Raw genomic sequence first — 18,308 nt, forward strand, 5'->3', positions numbered from 1 at the left:
GGCAGGTCCCGGAGGCCGCGCTAGCGCCCGGCGCCGGGGCGCGCCAGGAAGCCGGTCTTCTCGCCCGCGCGGAAGCCGCACGCCTCGTAGAAGCGGTGCACCTCGGGCTCGCGGGACCCTGTCATCAGCATGACCTTGTAGCACCCGGCCTCCCAGGCCTCCGCCAGCGCATGGCGAACGACGCGCGCGCCGAAGCCTCTACGCCGGTGCTCGCGGTGGGTCACCACATTCTCCAGCAAGGCATACGGCCGGCCCCCGCGCGTGAGGTTCGGAATGACGATGAGAGAGCAGCAGGCCGCGACGGCGGCGTCGCGCTCCAGGACGAAGAGGTGATGCCCGGGCTGCTCGATCATGCGCTTCCAGAGCGCGGAGAGCTCGGGCTCGGGAGGGAACGGCGCGTCCTCGGGGTGGAGATCACGATAGAGCTCCAGGACCCCCGGAAGATCCCCCGCCTGCGCCCCCCGAACGATGCCGTCCGGCATTGCCGAGCCCGTCCGCTCATCGCCGCCCTGTCGCATCTCCATTCGATATCACCGGGCCCCGGACGACAGAAGTTCTGCAGGTGCGCTGCGAAACAAAGTCCTTGCTCGAGTCTATCCGCTATAGTAGATGTTTGTCCTATAAAACGGATGTAGCGGATTGAAGCCGCTGTCCGCTGCTTTCCTGGCCTCGTCGGCGCTCGAAGCGCGTGCGTCGCCGGAAGCTCGACCTCACCGTCTGGGCTTCCGGGACGACGCGCTGCGATCTGAGCTCACAGGCCGATTCTCACGGGTGCCTTGCCGCGAACGCCGCGGCGGGCCGACGCGAAGGTCTGTCCAACGAACGGAGCTGAACGCCATGACCACCGATTCTCATGACAGCGATCCCAGGAGCGATGCTTCGACTCCCGACGCCCCGGAGCCCGTGAACCCCGACGGCGCTGCAAAGCGGCCGGGGGCCGAGAAGGTCTCGGGCAGGCGCGCCTTCATGGGTGTGGCCGGCTCGCTCGCCGTGGGAGGCGTCCTCGCCGCGAACCCCGGTGTTGCCAATGCAGCGCGGGGCAGGGGCGTCGACGATCTGCTCGACGGGTTCGATTCGTCGCGCCGCGATCCGCGCGTCTCACCGCTCGATCACGAGCTCCGCCTGCGCGCGCTGCGCGTGCGCGTGGAGGCCGCGGTCGACCAGTTCGAGGAGCCGATCGCGCCGCACCCGAACAACGGCGACGAGGAGCGCTATCCCAACAAGATCGGCACGAACACGCGCGGCCTGCCGCACGACGAGCGAGGCGAGGTGGATCCGGCGGCGTACCGCGTCGCGTCGAGAGCCTTCGCGTCGCGCGAATGGGACGATTTCGAGGCCATCCCGCTCGGCGGCGACCGCAAGCTTGTCAGTCCGATCGGCACGCTCGCGGTAAGCCTCATCGGCACGACCCCGGCCCAGATCGGCTTGCCCCCGGCCCCCGCGCTGGCGAGCGCCGAGAGGGCCGCCGAGGCGGTCGAGGTCTACTGGCAGGCGCTGCTGCGGGACGTGCCTTTCGAGAGCTACGCCGACAGCAGCGATGTGGCGGACGCGATCGGCGAGATCAACCGGCTCTCCGGCTACACGGGCCCGCGCGCTCGCGGCCGCGTGACGCTGGGGACGCTGTTCCGCGGCAGCGTCACCTACGCCGATCCCCGGGATCGCTCGGGCAGGACGGCCAGGCACGTGATTCCTCCCGGCGTGCTCAACGGCCCTTACATCTCGCAGTTCCTCCTGCGGGACATCCCCTATGGCCCCCAGGTGATCGGGGGCAAGATCCGCACGGCGCTGCCGGGCAACGACTTCCAGACCGAGTATGACGAGTGGCTCGCGGTGCAAAACGGGATCAGCCCCACCCGGTCGATCGCGTACGACCCGGTGCGCCGCTATGTCTCGACAGGGCGCGATCTGGCGGAGTATGTGCATGGCGGCGCGCCCCTCTACTGGGGCGCGGCGCTGCTCCTCGGCGCGGCGCGCAGCACGAACCCGGGCGTGCCGGGGGGCATCGCGGCCCCCCTGAGCCCGACCAACCCCTACCTCACGTCGCGGACGCAGGCCTCCGCCGCCGCGACTTTCTCGCTCGGCTATCTGCAGAGCCTACTCCCCTTCGGGACGTCGCGCGAGATCCGCGCCACCTACTGGCAGAAGTGGTTCGTGCACAACAACCTCCGCCCCGAGGCGTACGGCGGGCTGGTGCACCACCGCCTCGCGAACGACGCGCGCGATTACCCGCTGCACCGCGATATCCTTGAGTCGCAGGTGGTCGAGCTGACGTACGACGCGTTCGGCAGCTACCTCTTGCCGCAGGCCTTCCCGGAGGGCGCCCCGCTCCACGGGTCGTACCCGGGCGGCGCCGCCGCCATCGCCGGGGTCAACGTGACGCTCATCAAGGCGTTCTTCGACGAGGACCACGTCATCGAGGATCCGTTCGTCCCCGATCCGGCCGATCCGACCCGGCTCGTTCCGTACAGCGGGCCGCCCCTGACCGTGGGCGGCGAGCTGAACAAGCTGGCGACCAACGCCGCCTTCGGGCGCAACTGGGCGGGCATCCACTGGCGCACGGACGCCGCGGCGTCGCTGGCCCTCGGCGAGGAAATCGCGATCCGCCTGCTCCGGGACGAGCGCCGGACCTTCCGCGAGCCGTTCGAGGGCTTCACGTTCACCAGGTTCGACGGCACGCGGGTCACTGTGTGAATCGGCCCCTCGCCGGCGTTTGGCCCCGGGGAGGCCCGGCGGCAGCTCAGGGGCAAAACACGATGTCGTAGTCTTCCCCGGCGCAGGCGGCCATCGACTCCTGATCATCGCCCGACCACGAATACGCGTCCTTGCATTGCTCTTCGAAGTACGCGGCCACGGGGTTCGTGGCATCGTCCCGGTCAGGGCTCACGCAGGAGATCGTCGCGCCGCTCGCGTCCTTGTAGCGACCCACCTCCGGGCACCCCGCGAGGAGGCTCGCCGGGCACGACAGCGTCCGGCAGTCCGGCAGGCCGACGGGCACGATCGCCAGGGGGAGGTTGTGCGCGTCCACGTGGCTGATGTTGTACCAATCGAAGTCGTTGAAATCGGTGTTGAGGGTCATCTCGGCCAGCGTGTGTCGGCCGCCGCCGGGGTCCGACCCGGCATACGCCCAGTAACGCAGGGACGACAGCGGCTCCTCGCTGGTGCCCACGTCGCGGCAAGCGAACTGCCCGGGCCCGAGCTCCCCGCCCTCGATGAGGCTCCCCTGGAACTGGAGCGGCTGGTCGCACTTGTTGACGAAGGCCAGGGTGGACTTCCCGTCCCCGGGGGTGCGGCAGTCGATCTCGCCCGGATGGATGGGCGGCTGGCCTGTCGACGCGCTGCTGGCTTCGCTCGATGAGGCTCCGCCGGTGGCGCTGGACGCGGAGCTGACCGAGGTGGCGCCGCCCCCCGTCGCGCCGGAGGATGTGTCCTGCTCGGGGGACCCGCAGCCGGCATCCAGCAGCGCAATGGCGAGCAGTGCGGCCGCGGTCTTCCCATGGTGCGACATGATGGTCCTCCTTGCGGACTCGGTGGCGGGAGGAGGATGAGGATACAGAAAGCCTCGTCCACCGAGAAGCCGTGTCCTCTCGGGCCGCGAGCAACGACCCGCGCGGACTCGCGACCTCGGGCGTCCTTCAGGGCGCCTGGCAGGACACGCGGTGGATCGGCTCCTCTTTCCCTTCACCGACCGTCACGTAGTCCCATCCGCCGGGCACCCACGCGATCGCCTCGGCCTGCTCCTCGTCGGGCGACGGCAGCACGCAGGGCGGTTCGGCCAGCGCCTGCGCCACGGTCTGATCCGGTGTCATGGGGTAGTAGAGCACGTGGGATGAGGTGCGCAGCAGCACGCCTGTGCCGTCCGGGTGGACGTCGCCGCTGGTGAAGCGCGCGCTCCCGGCGGGCGGCTCGATGGATCCCGTCCGGACGAGCGTCGCCGGCGCGCCCGCTGCGGGCAGCGCTGGCAGCTCGTAGATGCCCGAGGTGCCCTTGTTGACCTTCGTCACGATGGTGAGCGCTCCGGTGGCGGGGTGAATGAGCAGCGTCTCCGCGTCGTGGTCTCCGTCGGGGTACGAGAGCACGAACACCTCGGCGGTCGAGGCGAGCGGCGCTCCTCCGAGCGTGTCCGGCTCCGGCACGCCGTAGATCGTGGTGCTGTCGCGCTCGCCGTCGTTGTCGCCGATGTCCGCGAGGAACAGGCAGCTGCCTCCGCCCGAACGGCACGGGCCGCGCGCGATGTCCTCCCAGTCGATCGCCGCCGCGCCGGCCACGGTCACCTCGGCCCGCAGCGCGCCGTCGAACCCGATCGCGAAGAAGCGAGGGTCATCGCCGTGGTCGTTGTGAACATAGAGCGTGTCCGGGTGCAGCGTGCTGGCGACGACACCGGAGCACTCGTCGATGTCGCCCGGCGGGAGCGCGCCGATTCGCGCGGCCCCGGTGCAACGAGGGCAGCCCGACTCCCGCACCGGCGGCGGATCCGAGGCCCCGCAAGCCGACAGGAGCAGCGAGAGCGCGAGCGCCGCCGCCGCAGAGCGCCGTGCCAAGGCTCCTGGCGCAGGTCCTCCATCCGGACGGGACGCCCGGAGGCGACGCGGCAGCAGCCGCGGGGCGTGGAGGATCTCGATCGCAGACGCCGGTGACATGCGCATCGCGGTCCGGTGCAGAGAGAGAGTTGAGCGCAAAGGCGCCAAGAGCGCAAAGACGCCAAAATGCATGATATTCATTCTTTCTTTTGCGTCTTTGCGTCTTTGCGTCTTTGCGTCTTTGCGTTCACTCTCTCTCCGGATCTCCGGCGGGCGGAGCTAGGGCGCCGCGTTCTCCGCCCCGGGGGTCGGCGCCGTGACGGCGCCCTCGCCGGTCAGGTCGGGCAGCCTGCCCCACGTCTGCCCATCGGCTGCTGCCTCCATCGGATACTGGAACTGGGCGAGCACCTGGTCGCTCTGGGAGATGAGGTAGACGGTCTCGCCTCTGGAGGCGCTCACCTTCCAGGTCGCATAGAAGCAGCTGCTCGGGCCGCCGTCCGGCAGGCACGCGGTGTGGGGTCCAGGGCCGTCCTCGGGCAGCTGGTCGCCGAGGATGAGCAGGTACGCGCCCGGGGCGAGCTGCGTGCCTTCGGGGAACCTGAGCGCGTCGGCCGTGTTGCACTGCCCGCTGTCGTCGGAGTCGCACAGGCCGAGCCCGCCGAGGTCGGCCGAGCCTGGGCCCGGGTTGCCGAGCTCGATCCAGTCGCCGCCCTTGGCCGAGATCTCGTTCACGACGACGGTCGTCGTCGCGGTCCCGCCGCCCGTCCCCCCTTGGCCGCCGCCGCCCGCGCTGCTCGAGCTCTGGGACGCGCTGCTCGAGCTCTGGGACGTGGTGGTCGCGCCCGTGCCGCCCGCGCCCCCCGTGCCCGTGTCCCCGGGCTCGTCGCTCGAACCGCAGCCTCCCGCGCAGAGGGCAGCGATGCAGAGCGCGGCGTATCGAAATTGTGCCATCACGATGTTCTCCTCGGCCCCAGCACACGGCGATCCCGGCGGTGTGTCAACGGTGTGTCGACGGGCGGCGCGCGCGAGCTCCCGTTCGCGGCCGCCCCCGCCATGGACGCGCGCGTCTGTCCCGCCGCGGACGCGCGCGCGTCTACGAAGCGCGCCGCCGCGCCCCTCAGCGCGCGCGTGCCGCGTGGTCCGCGATCACGCTCGCCACGCAGCAGGTCAGCTTCTTCCCCATGCCGAGGTGCAGGAACTCGTTCGGGCCGTGCGCGTTCGATTGCGGCCCGAGCACGCCGGTGATCAGGAACTGCGCCTCCGGGAACTTCTCTCCGAGCATCGCCATGAACGGGATCGTCCCGCCCTCGCCGATCCCCATCGCCGGCCGGTCGAAGAACGTCTTCGACGCCTTGCGCACCGCCGCTTCGAGCCAGGGCGCCGTCGCCGGCGCGTCCCATCCGGCCGACGGCTCGCTCACGTGGAACCGGACCTCCGCGCCGTACGGCGGGTCCTTCTCCAGCGCCTCCTTCAGGGCCGTCGCCGCCTTCCTCGGGTCGAGGCGCGGCGGGAGGCGCATCGAGAGCTTCGCCTTCGTGAACGGGCGCAGCACGTTGCCCGCGCTGGCGATGGGCGGCAGGCCGTCGGCGCCCGTCACGGAGAGCGCGGGGCGCCAGGTGCGGTTCAGGAGGAGCTCCGCCGTGTCGCCGGTCACCGGGCGCGCGCCCTTCACCCACGGCAGCTCGCTCACGACCGACGCGCCCAGCACATCGGCCGCGGCCCGCGCCTGCGCCGCGCGCTCCTCCGGGATCTGCACGTGCAGCGCGTCCACGAGGACGCGCCCGGTCCGCTCGTCCTCGATGCGCGACAGGAGCTGCCGCAGGATCCGGAAGCTCGAGGGCACCACGCCGCTGCCCACGCCCGAGTGGACGCCCTCGCGCAGGATGTTCACGTCGAGCGTGCCCTGGAGCAGCCCGCGGAGCGACGTCGTGGTCCAGAGCTGGTCGTAGTTGCCGCAGCCGGAGTCGAGGCACACGACGAGGCTCGGCTTGCCGATGCGCCCCGCGAGCGCGTCGATGTAGGCCGGCAGGTCCGGGCTGCCGCTCTCCTCGCAGCCCTCGATGAGCACCACGCAGCGCGCGTGCGGGATCCCCTGCTCGTGCAGCAGGCGCAGCGCCGCGAGCGACGCGAAGGCCGAGTAGCCGTCGTCGGCGCCGCCGCGGCCGTAGAGCTTGTCGCCCTCGCGCACAGGCTCCCAGGGGCCGAGCCCCTCGCGCCACCCCGTCATCTCGGGCTGCTTGTCGAGGTGCCCGTAGAGGAGCACCGTGTCGTCGCGCGTGCCCGGCACCTCCATCAGGATCACCGGCGTGCGGTTCCCGATGCGCACCACCTCCACGGTGAGCCCGGGGATCGGCTGCGCCTCGCACCAGGCCGCGATGAGCGACGCCGCCCTGTCCATGTGGCCGTTCTCGCGCCAGGCGGGGTCGAAGGCGGGCGACTTGTTGGGGATGCGGATGTAGTCGTGCAGCGCGGGGACGATCTCGTGCTCCCAGCAGCGCTCGCAGGACGCGACGGCTTCACGCTCGTTGAGCTTCGTCAGCATGAACCTCTCCAGGGGCTTGAGGACGGCGGCGATCTCCGGGGACCGACTCTACAGCGCCCACGACCTGGGTGTACCCCGGACATGGGGGAGTGACATCTTCAACCTTCCAGAGCGCCGAGGCGAGGAGCCTGGGGCCGGCGGGCGGGCGCGGGGGCGGCGGACGGGCGCGGCGCCTGGATGGGCGTGCGTGGGGCCGGCGGGCGCGGCGCGTGGATGGGCGGGCGCGGGGCCGGCGAACGCGGCGCGTGGATGGGGGTGCGCGGGGCCGGCGGGCGCGGCGCGTGGACGGGCGGGCTCAGCGGGCCCGCGGGGCGTCAGGGCCGCTTCTCGAAGGTCACCTCCGGGTACTCCGGCGACGGGCCGTCGAGCAGCGGGGCCGCGTCGCCGCGCACGTGCGCCTGGACGAAGGCGCGCGTGTACGCGTTCGTGATCTCGACCGCGCGGGCCGGATCGAGCGTGCCGAGCAGCTCCGGGAGTACGCCCTCGCCGAGGAAGTGCTCGACGACGAGCGGCAGGTCCGAGAACGTGAGGTGGGCGGTGTCTTCGACCCGCGCCCGGTAGGCCTGCCCGTTCAGCGCGCCGTAGGTCTCGTCGATGCTCGCATCGTCGGGGTGGTCCGCCGCGAGCATGATGAAGAAGGGCTGCGCGAGGCTCCTGCCGCCGGCGCCGTTCTGCGGCCCGAAGAGGCTGCCGTCGATGTCGAGGCCGGCGTCGAAGCGGTCGTCGCGGGCGCACGCCTCGGCGGCCATCGCGCCGCCGTAGGAGTGGCCGAGCACGCCGACCCGCTCGAGGTCGAGCCGGCCCGTGAGCAGGCCGCCCGGGTCGTCCTGCGCGGCGGCCGTGAGCTCGTCGAGCACGAAGCGCGCGTCGTCGACCCAGACAGCGACGTGCTCGTTCATCGCCTGAGAAAAGGCCTCGATCTCCTCCTCCGACGCGTCCATCGCCGGCGTCAGGACGACCGAGCCGAAGGGCACCGCGCGGCCGTCGGGGAACACCGTGAGCTCGGTGTCGTAGGTGTGGCTGATGGCGGCCACCACGAAGCCGTGGCTCGCCAGGTCCTCGAGGAGGCTCGTGTAGTCGGCGCGGAGCATCCCGAACCCGTGCGAGAAGAGGAGCACCGGGAGCGGCGCGCCGTCTTCGGCCAGCGGCACGCCCACGCGCGCGTGCGTGACGATGCTCGCCTCGAAGCCGTCCTCGATCGGGAGGCCGCCGGTCGTACGGCGGCTGTCGCCTTCCTCCGGCGACAGGTACGGCGCGAGCTGCCCTGCGCCGCAAGGATCGGCCGGGTAGAAGAGCTGCACCACGAGCTCGCGGCGGTCGTCGGGATCCTCCGTCGCCTCTTCTCCACGCGCGCTGTCGGTGAGGGCGCGGATCTGCGTGCCGACCGGGTGCGGGCCGGTCGGTCGGGGCAGCTCGAGGACGCCGTCGGCGGGCGCCTCGTCGCCCCAGCCGGTGCAGGTCGGCTCGCCTTCGTGCGGCGGCAAGGCCTCGTCATCGGCGCAGCCGGCGACGAGCGTGGAGGCGGAGAAGGCGGCGAGCAGGCAGAGGGCGTGTCGAGAGACGTCGCTGTGGAACATGCGCACATCGTTCTCACGCCCTGGCCGAGACCGGCGCGGCGAGCACGATCGTGGCGCGTTCGAGCGCGCTCGGCAGACGCGAACGTCGGCCTGACAGAAGCCGCAGACCCCTGTAGTATCGGCACCATGCGGGCAGTTCAGGAGGCGTGGCCGCGACGAGTTGGCGGCGCATCCGGCAGACCCGCGACGGCGGTACGAGGCGGGGCTACTCTTTCTTGAGGAGCCGCGACGCCGCGACCGTGTGGAGACATTCCAGATGTTCGAGCACAGCCCCGCATGGCCGCATGGCGAGGTTCAGAACGCATTCCCAGAGATCTTTTACGTCGTGGGTACGAACAGGACTCACCACGCCGGGATCGATCTCCAGACGAGCCGCACGATGACCGTGCTCCGACAGGACCGAGAGCTCACGCTCGTGAACACCGTGCGCCTGACCGAGGAAGGGCTGCGCCAGCTCGACGCCCTCGGCCAGGTCCGCCACATCGTGCGGCTCGGTGCATTCCACGGTCGAGACGACCCCTTCTACCGTGACCGCTACGGCGCCACCCTGTGGGCGCTTCCCGAGGCCGTGGCGGCCGATGGCCGACCTGCCGACCGAGCGCTCTCAGCAGGAGGCCCGTTCCCGGCGCACGGAGGCATCGTGTTCGTGTTCACGACGGCGCGGTTCCCGGAAGCCGCCGTTTTGCTCCCGCGGGAGGGCGGAATCCTCATTACGTGCGACGCTGTCCAGAACTGGTCACACGTCGATGCCTTCTTTTCCGATGAAACGGGCGCGCTGTTCGTCGCCCAAGGGTTGATCGGCGTTGCGAACATCCCGGCGACCTGGCGAGAGGCGTGCGCTCCCGACGTTTCTGATTTTCGCCGCCTCGCCGACCTGCCGTTTCACCATCTCATCAGCGCCCATGGTGAGCCGCTTCGTGACGACGCCAAGAGGCTGCTCCATGCCCGCATGGAGGAGGTGTTTCGCCTGCGAGAACAGGAGCCAATGTGACGCTGCTGATGCATCGAAGAGGGCGATGGCCTGACGCGGGAGGAGCGCGTTGAGCTCTTCACCAGCCGCTGTTCCTCTTCACGATGGAACCGCACGATGAACTGTGGCCCGATGATGACAGGCTACAGCTCGAGGGGTGATGAGAGCTTGTTGGTATGTCGGGCATCTGGATTGACCTGTCGGACAGAGCGGCAGCCAGCGACGGCGTCGCTGAGGCGCGTTCTCCGTGTTCGTTCTGTCGACGCGGGGTGGCCGTCCTCGAGCGCCTCATCGCTGCCGCTGATGTCAGCATTTGCAGCGCTTGCGTTCACGAATGTGCCCGCCGTCTTCGCCGCCATAATGTCCTCGGATGGCGCCCCTGGTGGCGATTCTGGGAGGACGGCGAGCCGAGCAAGACGCGGACAGGGCTCAGCTATCGGGACCCGCATCTTGCGTGCGCGTTCTGCAAGCGTTCGCTGGTCGATGTGCCCGCGCTGTTAGGGGGCGGCCGGATCAACATCTGCAGTGCCTGCGTGCGTCTCTGCATGGAGATCCTCCGCGAGGAACCTCGGTGAACTGATCCGCCCAGATTGTGCGCCGACGAATAGAGACATCCTTGAACACGGCCGTCTGCCATTCGCGGAGCTCCAGGATGGTGCGTGGCGCTGCCAGGATCATCAGCGGCCGGGGTGCGCCGCCCGCTGGACCGTGTGGCGCCGAGCTGACATACAAAGCTGCGTGGGTACCTCACAGGACGCGCTCTGGTTTCTGAACAATCTGGTGTTCATCCGGATTGCGGGAGCCGCGACAGGCGGGCGCCTCTGTGTGGTGGAGTTGCACGGTGGGCCCGACGATACGGTCCCACTCCACCGGCACCGACGCGAGGACGAGGTCTTCGTCGTGCTCGACGGCCGGATGACGATCCACCAGCCGGGCGTGGCGATCGAGGCGCCGGCCGGCAGCGTCGTGCTCGCTGTCCGCGACGTACCGCACACGTACCGGGTCTCCGATGACGGCCCGGCGCGGTGGCTGGTGCTCGCCGCTCCTGCCGGCTTCGATGCGTTCCTCGCAGCGCTCGGCGAGCCGGCCCGTGCGCTCACGCTACCCGTGGGGATGGCGCCGCCCGATCCTGAGAAATTGGCGTCGATTGCGGCGCGCTTCGGGATTGAGCTGCTCCCCGGTGAGGTGCGATGAAGCGGCAGAAGGGCTGGCGTTTCTCCGCTACCGGAAGAGGTGCAGCGGGCGTTCGACGGCGAGCTATGAAGTTGCTGCACCTGCTGCAGTGGATCGTCGGATAGCATTCCTCAGGAACGCGCTCTGGAGATACGGCATGTCCTACCGTCGACCCTCGACCCTCGCCCCCGGGAGCTCGGGTTGGCGCCTCCGCCATCCGCCCGGTGTTCGGCCGGCGCTCAGCCCTGCTTGCGGGGCGCCTTGAGCGAGAGCTTCAGCAGCACGTCGTCGCGGATCAGATCGTCCTGCTTGCCCGGATAGACGATGCCGAAATCCTTGCGGTTGATCACGAACTCGGCGCTGCCCGAGACGGCGTCGGCGCCCTCGGTGATGGTCGCCGGGAAGGTGATGGTCTTCTTCACGCCGTGCAGATCGAGCTCGCCGGTGACGGTGTGCGTCGCGCCGTTCTCGCCGCCGGCCTTGATCTCGGTCGAGGTGAACGTCGCCTTCGGGTACTTCTCGACGTCGAAGAAGTCCGGCGACTTGAGGTGGCCGTCGAGCTTCTCGGCGTCGGTCTTCACCGACGACGCGTCGGCCTCGATGGTGAGCTTGCCGCCCGCGGCCTTGCCGCCGGCGAGCGTGATCGAGCCCGAGACCTTCTCGAATTTGCCCTCGTGTTTGCCCGTGACCTTCGAGCCGACGAAGCCGATGGTCGAGGCGGCCGCGTCGATGGGCAGCGTCTCGGCGGGGCCCGCGGGCGCGGCGGCCTGGGTCTGCGCGGGCGCGGCGGTCGAGATGGTCGCCTTGGGCTTGTCCTTGGTCGGATCTTCGCACCCCGCGAGCGAGAGCAAGAGCGCGGCGGGGAGGGCGATGCGAGCGAAACGAGCGGTGAACATGAGAGACAATCTCCTTATCTGTCAGCCAAACTGCACAGAACGTCTCGTGAACGAGCCATAGGTGAGCCCCGTGATGGGGAACTGCACAGGCTCGCTCACGTCGATCGACGCCCCCATGGCGGCGACGACCGGCACGAAATGCTCGTGGGTCGGGAGCGCCATCCGCACTCCCGGCGCGCGGGCGCGGTACTCGACGAGCGCGCCCACGTCGCGGCGCGAGAGGACCTCGGCGCACCATGCGTCGAACTCCGTGGCCCAGGGCTGCGCGACCGCATCTCCGCGCCAGTCTGCCGCGCGGAGGTTATGGGTCAAGAAACCGCTGCCGACGATCAACACCCCCTCGTCACGGAGCGGGGCGAGCGCTCTCCCCATCTCGAGGAGCGGAGCTGGAGAGAGCGTCGGCAAAGAGATCTGGAGCACCGGGACATCCGCGCCCGGGTACATGCAGACGAGCGGCACATAGGCGCCGTGATCGAGCCCGCGGCGAGGAGCCTCGGCGACCGGCCCCAGCGGGCCGAGCAGCTCCCGGACGCGCCGCGCGAGCGCGGGGGCGCCGGGCGCGGGGTACTCCACCCGATAGTACTTCTCGGGGAAGTTGTAGAAGTCGTAGACGAGGGGCACGGTCTCGGTGGCGCCGAGCGTGACCGGCGCGTCCACCCAGTGCGCCGAGATCATGAGGATCGCCGTGGGGCGCGGCACCGCCTGCGCCCAGGCGGCGAGCTCGGCGACCCACGCGCGATCGTCGAGAAGGAAGGGAGAGCCGTGCGCGAGGAACAGGGCCGGCATGCGCCCCTCGCGCGCCTTGTGCTGGGTGTCGGACATCGAACCTCTCTCGGCCGCGGTGGATGTGGAGCTCGACGCCGGAGCCGGGCCGGGCGCTGTCGACGTCGAGCGCCCGCACGCGCCGGCGAACGGTACGGCCCCGCCCGCGGCAAGGAGGAGCCTCAATGCAGCCCGGCGATCCATGTCGCGCTCACCCTAGGTCGTTTCCAGGAGTGGTACAATGACCCTGCAATGAAACACCAGGTTGCCAAAACGGAAACGATCGACGCGAATGTGAGCGATTTGCGGGCCTTCTGCCTGGTGGTCGACCTCGGGTCGATCACGGCGGCCGCGAAGACGCTGGGCGAGACGAAGGGCAGCGTCAGCCGCCGCATCACGCGCCTGGAGCACGCGCTCGGGGTGGAGCTGCTCCGCCGCAGCCCGCGGCTCGTGCAGGCGACCGAGGACGGCGTCGCCTACCGGATGCGCGTCGGGCGGGCGCTCGAGCTGCTGGAGGACGCGAACGTGGCGGTGCAGCAGGCGCGCTCGAGGCCGCGCGGGCACCTGCGGGTGACGGCGCCGTTCGATCTCGGGCTGAGCATCCTGGCGCCGCTCTCGGCCGGCTTCGCGGAGCGCTTCCCCGAGATCTCGCTGGAGCTGCTGCTCACCGAGGCGCTCCTCGACTTCGACGCCCACCAGGTCGACGTGGCCCTGCGCGCGACCGCGAGCCTCCCGGACTCGTCGCTCATCGCCCACAAGCTGCAGCACATCGAGGTTGGCCTGTTCGCGGCGCCGTCCTACCTCCGCAAGCACGGGGCGGTGCGACGGCCCGAGGACCTCGCGGGGCACCGGCTGCTGCTCGCCCAGACCGCGCGCGGGCACGCGACGATCGCGCTCTCGGCGCGCGACGGCCGCGATCGCGCGGAGCTGCGGGTGCGCGCGGCGATCTCGGCCTCCGATTTCTCCTTCTGCCGCGAGGTCGCGCTGGCCGGGGGCGGGATCGCGCTGGTCCCCGCGATCAACGTGCGGGGCGACCTCGACGCGAAGCGGCTCGTGCCGGTGCTCAAGGACTACGCGATCCACGGCGCCGCCTCCCTGTACCTCGTTCACCCGGGGACGCGCTTCCTGCCGTCCAAGATCCGCGCCTTCCGCGACTACCTGCTCGACGCGTTCGGCGTCCAGGGGCGGCGCGAGGCCTCCGCCGCCGCGCGGTAGCGGGCCGCCCCCGCCGCGCTCGCTCCCGCCGGAGGGAGCCGGCCGTGCTCGCGCCGGAGCAGCGGATCACCACCGGCTGTTGCTGGGGAAGCAGCGCGGCCGCGGCCCGGCCGTCCCGCCGCCGGCGGGCGCCGCGCGACGGCGGGCGCAGGCCGCTGGACCGCGCCGTCCCCAGGGCGAGCGGCGCGGCGGCATGGGCGTTGCTGGTCATGGCGAGACGCTCCCGAGGACGGACCGCGAGCCATCGGCTCGGTGAGGCCCATCCCGGGGTCTCCTGAGCGCTCCTCTCCGCCGCCGGCTGGGCGGCGGGCGGGGCGGCGCCTGGGCAGCAGCGAAACGGTACCGCTTCCAGCCGCGCACCGAGGTCCATCTGCGCTCGTTCATCGACAGGATTCGCTCACTCGCGACGCTCGCGGCGCTCTCTGCGCTGATCGCGTCGTCCGGGTGCAAGCGCGACGGCCAGGCGAGCGCCGCTGCCACGCTCGCCCCGGACGCCCCGATCCCGGCCGAGATCCCGCGCGAGACGCGGCTCAGCATCGGTGATCCGACGGTGCAGAAGCAACTCCAGCTCTCCGGCGACATCGACAAGCTCCCGTTCCGCGTCGACTGGCAGAACATCAGCGGAGGACCGCAGACCGTCGAGGCGTTCCGCGCCGGCGTGCTCGACGCGGGCGCGGTCGGCGATACGCCGCCCATCCACGCCACGTTCACCGGGCTCGACGTGAAGATCGTCACCGTGCAGGTCAGGGAGAAGCCGATCTACGAGCTGGCCACCGCGCCGGGCGCGCGGGTCGCGTCCATTGACGATCTCCGCGGCAAGAAGATCGCCTATTCGCCGGGGCAGGCCCAGGGCGCGCTCGTGCTGCGCGTGTTGAAGAAGGTCGGGCTGTCGCAGAAGGACGTCACGCTCGTCCGGCTCGCGAGCACCGAGTTCAAGGAGGCGCTCACCAGCCGCCAGGTCGACGTCGCGCCGCTGTCCGGCGTCACCCTGCTGCGTTATCTCAACGAGTACCGCGCCGAGGGCGCCTCGTCGATCACGCACGGCGTCCGCGACAACCTCGGCTTCCTTTACGTGCGCGCCGAGGCGCTCAAGGACGCTCACAAGGCGGCCGCCCTGGTCGACTACGCCAGGTGGCGGGCCAAGGCCCAGCTGTGGGCCTATGCGCACCCGGAGGCGTGGATCGAGGCGTACTACGTCAAGGACCAGGGCCTCTCGGCCAGGGAAGGGCGCTTCCTCATCGAGGCCGCCGGCAAGCCGCAGGTTCCGGGCGACTGGTCCGAGGCGATCGCGCTGACGCAGGAGACAGCGGACCTGCTCGCCGAGGCCTCCGGCCAGAAGCGGTTCGAGGCCAGGACGATCTTCGACCTCCGATTCCAGACGATCGGAGCGGAGGTGGCCGGCGCCGCCGAGGGCGCCGGACCGACGGACAGGCCGGCGACGGCCGACAGGAGCACTCCATGACGACCGCACTGCCCACGAGCGCCGCCTCGCCGCGCCTCGCCAGCTTCCCGGATCTCACCGCGACCGCGGATCTCTCCGCGCCGCCGTCCGGCGCGCCGACCGGTCGCCGCCTGTCCGGCCGCCGCTTGCGGCGCCGCCTGGGCCCGGGGCGGCGCATCCCGTACGGCCTCGCGCTCGGCCCGGCGTTGCTGCTCGCGCTCTGGACCGTCGCCTCGGCGACGGGCGCGCTCGACGCGCGCGTGCTCTCCGCGCCGTGGACCGTGGTGACCACGGCCCACGAGCTGATCGCCGACGGGCGGCTCCAGGCCAACCTGCTCACGTCGGCGCAGCGGGCTTTCCTGGGGCTCGCGCTCGGGGCTGGCCTGGGCACGGTGCTGGCGCTCCTCGCCGGGCTGACGCGCGTCGGCGAGGCCCTGCTCGACGGGCCGGTGCAGATCAAGCGCGCGATCCCGACGCTGGCGCTCATCCCGCTGCTGATCCTCTGGTTCGGCATCGGCGAGCAGATGAAGGTGCTCACCATCGCCCTCGGCGTCGTCATCCCTGTCTACGTCCACACCCACGCGGCGCTGCGCACCATCGACGCGCGCTACGTGGAGCTGGCCGAGACGGTCCGCCTGACGAGGTGGCAGTTCATCCGGAAGGTGGCGTTGCCTGGGGCGCTGCCGGGCTTCCTGATGGGCCTCCGGCTGGCGGTGACCGGCGCGTGGCTGGCGCTCGTCGTTGTCGAGCAGATCAACGCCACGAGCGGCATCGGTTACATGATGTCGCTGGCGCGCTCGTACGGGCAGACGGAGATCATCCTCCTCGGCCTCGTCGTGTACGGGCTGTTCGGCCTGGCCTCCGACTCGGCCGTGCGGCTCATCGAGCGAAAGGCCCTGTCATGGCGCCGCATCCTGGCCGGCTGACGGCGGCACCGCCCACGGTGCGGATCCGCGGCCTGGTCCGCCGCTTCGGTGCCCGCGTGGTGCTCGACGGGATCGACCTCACGATCGAGCGGGGCGAGTTCGTGGCGCTGCTCGGCCGCAGCGGATCGGGCAAGAGCACGCTGCTGCGGGCGATCGCCGAGCTGGACGACGAGGTGACCGGCTCGGGCGAGCTGCACGTGCCGGACAACCGGGCGGTCGTGTTCCAGGACACGCGGCTCCTGCCGTGGGCGCGGGTGCTCGACAACGTGATCCTGGGGCTCGATGTGCCGCAGGCCCGGGAGCGCGGCCTGGACGCGCTCGCGGAGGTGGGGCTCGCCGGGCGGGAGCGCGCGTGGCCGGTCGAGCTGTCCGGCGGCGAGCAGCAGCGGGTGGCGCTGGCGCGGTCGCTGGTGCGCGATCCGGAGCTCGTGCTGGCCGACGAGCCGTTCGGCGCGCTCGACGCGCTGACCCGCGGGCGCATGCACGACCTCCTGCGCGAGCTGTGCGCGCGGCACCGGCCGGCCGTGCTGCTGGTCACCCACGACGTCGACGAGGCGATCGCGCTCGCCGATCGGGTGCTGGTGCTCGAAGGCGGCCGCATCGCCGAGGAGCGGCGGATCGATCTGCCGGCGCCGCGCCCGCTGCGCGATCCGCGGTTCCTCGCCCACCGCGAGTCGCTGCTCTCGGCGCTGGGCGTCGCGCCGGGCGCGGCCGCTGCCGGAGATCCTGACTCGAACCCTGAACTGGAACGGAGTTCCCCGTGACCCAACGACCCGGACAGCTGCATCTCAACGCGTTTCTCATGAGCGTCGGCCACCACGAGGCCTCGTGGCGCTTGCCGGAGAGCGATCCGTTCGCGAACACGAGCGTCGCGCACTTCAAGAACCTGGCCCGCATCGCGGAGCGGGGGAAGCTCGACTCGGTGTTCCTCGCCGACAGCCCGGTGCTGTGGAACAACGTGGGCCGGAGGCCGGCCGGGACGCTCGAGCCGACGGTGCTCCTCGCGGCGCTCGCTGGGGTGACCGAGCACATCGGGCTGATCGCGACCGCCTCGACGACGTACAACGAGCCGTTCAACCTGGCCCGGCGGTTCGCCTCGCTGGACCACCTCAGCGGGGGTCGGGCGGGCTGGAACATCGTCACGACGGCGGGCGTGGACGCGGCGCGCAACTTCAACCTGGACGAGCTGCCGGCGCACAGCGACCGGTACGCGCGGGCGGCGGAGTTCATCGATGTGTCGCTGAAGCTGTGGGACAGCTGGGGCGACGACGCGCCGCTCGGCGACAAGGAAACCGGCGTCTGGGGTGATGACCACAAGATCTACCCGCCGCGGCATGTTGGGCGGTACTTCAAGGTCGAGGGGGCGCTCAACGTGCCGCGGTCGCCGCAGGGGTACCCGCTGCTCGTGCAGGCCGGCTCTTCGGATGACGGCAAGGAGCTGGCGGCGCGGTACGCGGAGGCGGTGTTCACGGCGCAGCAGACGCTGGAGGACGCGCAGCGGTTCTATGTCGATCTGAAGGGGCGTGCGCGCGCGCTGGGGCGCGATCCGGGGTCGATCAAGATCTTGCCGGGGATCGTGCCGGTCATCGGCGCCACCGAGGCGGAGGCGCACGCGCTCGACGCGGAGCTCGATCGGCTCATCAAGCCGGAGTATGCCAAGCGGCAGCTCGCGCAGACGCTGCGGGTGAAGCCGGAGGATCTCGACCTCGACGCGGAGCTGCCGCGGGATCTTCCGAGCGAGGATCAGATCGAGGGGGCGAAGAGCCGTTACACGCTGATCGTGAGCCTGGCGCGGCGGGAGCGGCTGACGGTGCGCCAGCTCATCGGGCGGCTGGGCGGCGGCCGAGGCCACCGGACGTTCGCCGGCGCGCCCGAGCAGGTGGCGGACGCGATCCAGCACTGGTGGGAGCAGGGGGCGGCCGACGGCTTCAACGTGATGCCGCCGGTGTTGCCGTCGGGGCTCGAGGCGTTCGTCGAGCACGTGGTCCCGATCCTGCAGAAGCGCGGGCTGTTCCGGACGGAATATACGGGGCAGACGTTGCGGGACAACTATGGGCTGCCGAGGCCGGCAAACCTCAACCCCGGTCGGGATCTGGTCGCGGCGGCAGAGTGAGATGGATTGCATTTGGCCTCAACCACGGTTGGGTGAGCTGCAACCCCGGTGAGCCGCAATCCCGCTCGGAGCGAGCGAACCTCAACCCCGGTCGGGATCTGGTCGGCGGCCAAGTGAGATGAATTACGTTGGTGGCTGGATCTGGTCGGCGGCCAGGTGAGATGAATTACGTTGGT

General features: G+C 70.9%; 17 protein-coding genes. 9 read left to right on the plus strand and 8 right to left on the minus strand.

Translation table 11 applies throughout. The features are described from left to right. Positions 1 to 20: 20 nt before the first annotated feature. Positions 21 to 524, minus strand: a complete 504-nt coding sequence (locus WMF14_RS00790; protein WP_437798309.1) for a GNAT family N-acetyltransferase — start codon at positions 522 to 524, stop codon at positions 21 to 23. A 313-nt stretch (positions 525 to 837) separates the two neighbouring features. Here WMF14_RS00790 and WMF14_RS00795 point away from each other — a divergent pair, with 313 nt between their 5' ends. Then, a complete protein-coding gene (locus tag WMF14_RS00795) occupies positions 838 to 2,691 on the plus strand; it encodes a vanadium-dependent haloperoxidase (protein WP_437798310.1) in 1,854 nt (617 codons plus the stop codon). 46 nt (positions 2,692 to 2,737) lie between these two features. On the opposite strand, the gene WMF14_RS00800 is transcribed toward WMF14_RS00795, so the two are convergent. From WMF14_RS00800 to WMF14_RS00820, 5 genes are all read right to left on the minus strand, one after another. Next, positions 2,738 to 3,505 (minus strand): thaumatin family protein, encoded by a 768-nt coding sequence (locus WMF14_RS00800; protein WP_437798311.1) that lies wholly within the window; start codon positions 3,503 to 3,505, stop codon positions 2,738 to 2,740. Between the two features lie 127 nt (positions 3,506 to 3,632). Next, positions 3,633 to 4,538 (minus strand): hypothetical protein, encoded by a 906-nt coding sequence (locus WMF14_RS00805; protein WP_437798312.1) that lies wholly within the window; start codon positions 4,536 to 4,538, stop codon positions 3,633 to 3,635. Positions 4,539 to 4,796: 258 nt separating this feature from the next. Next, positions 4,797 to 5,468, minus strand: a complete 672-nt coding sequence (locus tag WMF14_RS00810) for a lamin tail domain-containing protein (protein ID WP_437798313.1) — start codon at positions 5,466 to 5,468, stop codon at positions 4,797 to 4,799. A gap of 166 nt (positions 5,469 to 5,634) precedes the next feature. Next, on the minus strand, positions 5,635 to 7,059 hold the full coding sequence (locus WMF14_RS00815) for a M20 family metallopeptidase (protein WP_437798314.1): 1,425 nt from the start codon (positions 7,057 to 7,059) through the stop codon (positions 5,635 to 5,637). A 314-nt stretch (positions 7,060 to 7,373) separates the two neighbouring features. Then, positions 7,374 to 8,636 (minus strand): alpha/beta hydrolase family protein, encoded by a 1,263-nt coding sequence (locus WMF14_RS00820; protein WP_437798315.1) that lies wholly within the window; start codon positions 8,634 to 8,636, stop codon positions 7,374 to 7,376. Positions 8,637 to 8,892: 256 nt separating this feature from the next. On the opposite strand from WMF14_RS00820, the gene WMF14_RS00825 reads away from it, so the two are divergent. The 3 genes from WMF14_RS00825 to WMF14_RS00835 all read left to right on the plus strand — a co-directional run bounded on the left by WMF14_RS00825 (position 8,893) and on the right by WMF14_RS00835 (position 10,800). Beyond that, positions 8,893 to 9,627 (plus strand): hypothetical protein, encoded by a 735-nt coding sequence (locus tag WMF14_RS00825; RefSeq protein WP_437798316.1) that lies wholly within the window; start codon positions 8,893 to 8,895, stop codon positions 9,625 to 9,627. Between the two features lie 155 nt (positions 9,628 to 9,782). Next, positions 9,783 to 10,181: a ClpX C4-type zinc finger protein gene (locus tag WMF14_RS00830; protein ID WP_437798317.1), complete on the plus strand. Its 399-nt coding sequence runs from the start codon at positions 9,783 to 9,785 to the stop codon at positions 10,179 to 10,181. A gap of 253 nt (positions 10,182 to 10,434) precedes the next feature. Further along, the gene (locus WMF14_RS00835) at positions 10,435 to 10,800 is read left to right on the plus strand and encodes a cupin domain-containing protein (RefSeq protein WP_437804443.1); all 366 of its coding nucleotides are present in this window, start codon (positions 10,435 to 10,437) and stop codon (positions 10,798 to 10,800) included. A gap of 218 nt (positions 10,801 to 11,018) precedes the next feature. Here the strand turns inward: WMF14_RS00835 and WMF14_RS00840 are convergent, their stop codons facing one another. Further along, entirely contained in the window at positions 11,019 to 11,675 is a 657-nt protein-coding gene (locus WMF14_RS00840; protein ID WP_437798318.1) for a YceI family protein, read from the minus strand. Positions 11,676 to 11,696: 21 nt separating this feature from the next. After that, positions 11,697 to 12,497, minus strand: a complete 801-nt coding sequence (locus tag WMF14_RS00845; protein WP_272097221.1) for a dioxygenase family protein — start codon at positions 12,495 to 12,497, stop codon at positions 11,697 to 11,699. A gap of 234 nt (positions 12,498 to 12,731) precedes the next feature. Here WMF14_RS00845 and WMF14_RS00850 point away from each other — a divergent pair, with 234 nt between their 5' ends. The 5 genes from WMF14_RS00850 to WMF14_RS00870 all read left to right on the plus strand — a co-directional run bounded on the left by WMF14_RS00850 (position 12,732) and on the right by WMF14_RS00870 (position 18,132). Continuing rightward, complete coding sequence (locus WMF14_RS00850) at positions 12,732 to 13,652, plus strand: LysR family transcriptional regulator (protein WP_437798319.1); 921 nt, start codon at positions 12,732 to 12,734, stop codon at positions 13,650 to 13,652. A 550-nt stretch (positions 13,653 to 14,202) separates the two neighbouring features. Next, positions 14,203 to 15,114, plus strand: coding sequence for an ABC transporter substrate-binding protein (locus WMF14_RS00855; RefSeq protein ID WP_437798320.1), 912 nt, complete (start codon positions 14,203 to 14,205; stop codon positions 15,112 to 15,114). Beyond that, positions 15,111 to 16,019, plus strand: coding sequence for an ABC transporter permease (locus WMF14_RS00860; protein ID WP_437798321.1), 909 nt, complete (start codon positions 15,111 to 15,113; stop codon positions 16,017 to 16,019). The genes WMF14_RS00855 and WMF14_RS00860 overlap by 4 nt, the downstream gene beginning before the upstream one ends. Next, positions 15,995 to 16,783: an ABC transporter ATP-binding protein gene (locus WMF14_RS00865; protein WP_437798322.1), complete on the plus strand. Its 789-nt coding sequence runs from the start codon at positions 15,995 to 15,997 to the stop codon at positions 16,781 to 16,783. Before WMF14_RS00860 ends, WMF14_RS00865 begins: the two co-directional genes overlap by 25 nt. Then, positions 16,780 to 18,132: an LLM class flavin-dependent oxidoreductase gene (locus WMF14_RS00870; protein ID WP_437798323.1), complete on the plus strand. Its 1,353-nt coding sequence runs from the start codon at positions 16,780 to 16,782 to the stop codon at positions 18,130 to 18,132. Before WMF14_RS00865 ends, WMF14_RS00870 begins: the two co-directional genes overlap by 4 nt. Positions 18,133 to 18,308: the final 176 nt, after the last annotated feature.

The sequence above is a fragment of the Sorangium sp. So ce693 genome (genome assembly GCF_051521375.1).
Classification (GTDB): domain Bacteria; phylum Myxococcota_A; class Polyangia; order Polyangiales; family Polyangiaceae; genus Sorangium; species Sorangium atrum.

Excerpts from the sequence above, each read along its gene's own strand:
- WMF14_RS00845 (WP_272097221.1), bottom strand. The coding sequence starts at position 12,497 with ATGTCCGACACCCAGCACAAGGCGCGCGAGGGGCGCATGCCGGCCCTG.
- WMF14_RS00815 (WP_437798314.1), bottom strand. The coding sequence starts at position 7,059 with ATGCTGACGAAGCTCAACGAGCGTGAAGCCGTCGCGTCCTGCGAGCGC.
- WMF14_RS00860 (WP_437798321.1), top strand. The coding sequence starts at position 15,111 with ATGACGACCGCACTGCCCACGAGCGCCGCCTCGCCGCGCCTCGCCAGC.
- WMF14_RS00840 (WP_437798318.1), bottom strand. The coding sequence starts at position 11,675 with ATGTTCACCGCTCGTTTCGCTCGCATCGCCCTCCCCGCCGCGCTCTTG.
- WMF14_RS00820 (WP_437798315.1), bottom strand. The coding sequence starts at position 8,636 with ATGTTCCACAGCGACGTCTCTCGACACGCCCTCTGCCTGCTCGCCGCC.
- WMF14_RS00790 (WP_437798309.1), bottom strand. The coding sequence starts at position 524 with ATGGAGATGCGACAGGGCGGCGATGAGCGGACGGGCTCGGCAATGCCG.
- WMF14_RS00795 (WP_437798310.1), top strand. The coding sequence starts at position 838 with ATGACCACCGATTCTCATGACAGCGATCCCAGGAGCGATGCTTCGACT.
- WMF14_RS00810 (WP_437798313.1), bottom strand. The coding sequence starts at position 5,468 with ATGGCACAATTTCGATACGCCGCGCTCTGCATCGCTGCCCTCTGCGCG.
- WMF14_RS00825 (WP_437798316.1), top strand. The coding sequence starts at position 8,893 with ATGTTCGAGCACAGCCCCGCATGGCCGCATGGCGAGGTTCAGAACGCA.
- WMF14_RS00830 (WP_437798317.1), top strand. The coding sequence starts at position 9,783 with ATGTCGGGCATCTGGATTGACCTGTCGGACAGAGCGGCAGCCAGCGAC.
- WMF14_RS00865 (WP_437798322.1), top strand. The coding sequence starts at position 15,995 with ATGGCGCCGCATCCTGGCCGGCTGACGGCGGCACCGCCCACGGTGCGG.
- WMF14_RS00800 (WP_437798311.1), bottom strand. The coding sequence starts at position 3,505 with ATGTCGCACCATGGGAAGACCGCGGCCGCACTGCTCGCCATTGCGCTG.